We start from the raw sequence: 1,517 nt of genomic DNA, 5'->3' as shown, positions 1-1,517 counted from the left end.
TCGCCTACAATATTCCAGGAGGGCCGTATAGTAGGTACCCTTTGGGTTTGATTTTGTCATAGTTAACTAAATCGTTGTTATCATCTTTTAAATAATAAATTAAATCTTCTAATTCTTCTTTTTCCCTTTCCATTCCGTATACATCTTTGAATGTGACTTTCTTTTTTTCAAGTTTTGGGGTGTTTGGGTTTTGGATGATTTCAATTTCGTTTTTTAGTTGTTTAATTTGTTTTTCGAATTGGATTAATTGTCCGTCTAAGAATAAATCATAACTTTTTAGGTTTTGGATTTCTTGGGGGTCATCTTGGTGTTGGGTGATTAGTTCTTTTATTTGTTCTTTGTTTGCGTTATTGTAATTAATTGATTGTTGCAAGGTGTTTATTTTTTGATAAATATCTTTGAAGTTGGTGGTTTTATCTATTTCTAATTTAGTTGTTTGGATTTTGTTTTGATTAGTTAATTGTGATTGTGTGTTTTCTACTCGTTTTTTAGTTTGGGATTTGGTTTCGTCATTGATTTTATCTCGTTTTTGGGTTGTTTTGGTTATTTCTTGATTTATTGCGTTTATATCATTTTCTAATTTTGTTTTTTCATCATTAGTTAAGTTTGTTTGTTTGTTATTTAATTGGTTGGTTTTTTCTTCTAATTGGTTTTTCAGGGTATTTATTTCTTGATTTAAAGTGTTGATTTTTGCTAAATTAGAATTAATTTGTTGAGATAAAATGTTGTCTTCTTCTTTTATTTTTTTTGATTTTTCTATATTTTTTTGGTTGAATAATTCTAATTCTTGTAAACGAGTTTGGATTTCACTAAGTGCTTCTTTTTCTTTGGGGTTTAGTTCTTTGTTATTTTGTTTTGCCTCTTCGTGGTGGTGTGTGTGAGTGTTTGGTGGTGTATTTTGGTTATTGTTGGTTGTGAATGGTGATTTGGTTAATCCGATAATAAATAAAACAATAAGGATTAAAACAAATATTGATAAAAAACTAAGATATATTTTTGTTAATGTTTTCATGTTTTCTCCTTTCGTGTGAATTGGTACAAAAAAAAGACTCTCGTGGTGAGAGTCTTGGTTGTTATTTATTTTCCAGGGGTTGGATGGTTGGTTTTTGGATGATTTGGGTTGTTTGTTTGTGAGTGGGGTTTTTGTTGGTTTTGAGTTGATTGTGGGGTTTGGGGTTTGGGTTGGCTATTGTTTGTATTGTTTGGTTTTGGGGTTGGTAATTCTTGTATTCTTCTTTTGAACGGATGAGTGTCGTTAGGGTTGAATAGTTGAAGAAAACTAAAAAATAGATGTTTAAATATAAAACATAAAACGGTAACAAAAACTGCGCCCGTCATGAAGCCAATAGTAAAATTTGAATCAGTCATTTTCATTGTCCTTTCCGATTGAGGTGTTGTTGTGTTTTTGGGATTTTAACAATCTTTTTCTTTCTTTTTTAGATTGCCAAATGGCTACTTTATGTTTTTGTTGTTCTATTTGAGATAATGTTTTTTCTTGTGCAGTTTTTATTTGTTCT

The 1,517-nt window shown here is 29.9% G+C and carries 1 protein-coding gene and 1 pseudogene; both read right to left on the bottom strand.

Annotation, left to right across the window (positions count from 1 at the left end):
• Positions 1-13: 13 nt before the first annotated feature.
• Positions 14-1,012 (bottom strand): annotated as a pseudogene (locus OL66_RS02675) (ATP-dependent Zn protease); the annotation flags it as partial.
• 65 nt (positions 1,013-1,077) lie between these two features.
• A complete protein-coding gene (locus OL66_RS03885; RefSeq protein WP_156956356.1) occupies positions 1,078-1,368 on the bottom strand; it encodes a hypothetical protein in 291 nt (96 codons plus the stop codon).
• Positions 1,369-1,517: the final 149 nt, after the last annotated feature.

The organism is Chrysanthemum yellows phytoplasma (genome assembly GCF_000803325.1).
In the GTDB taxonomy this organism is placed as follows: Bacteria; Bacillota_I; Bacilli_A; order Acholeplasmatales; family Acholeplasmataceae; genus Phytoplasma; species Phytoplasma asteris.
This window is presented reverse-complemented; position numbering and strand designations above follow the sequence as displayed.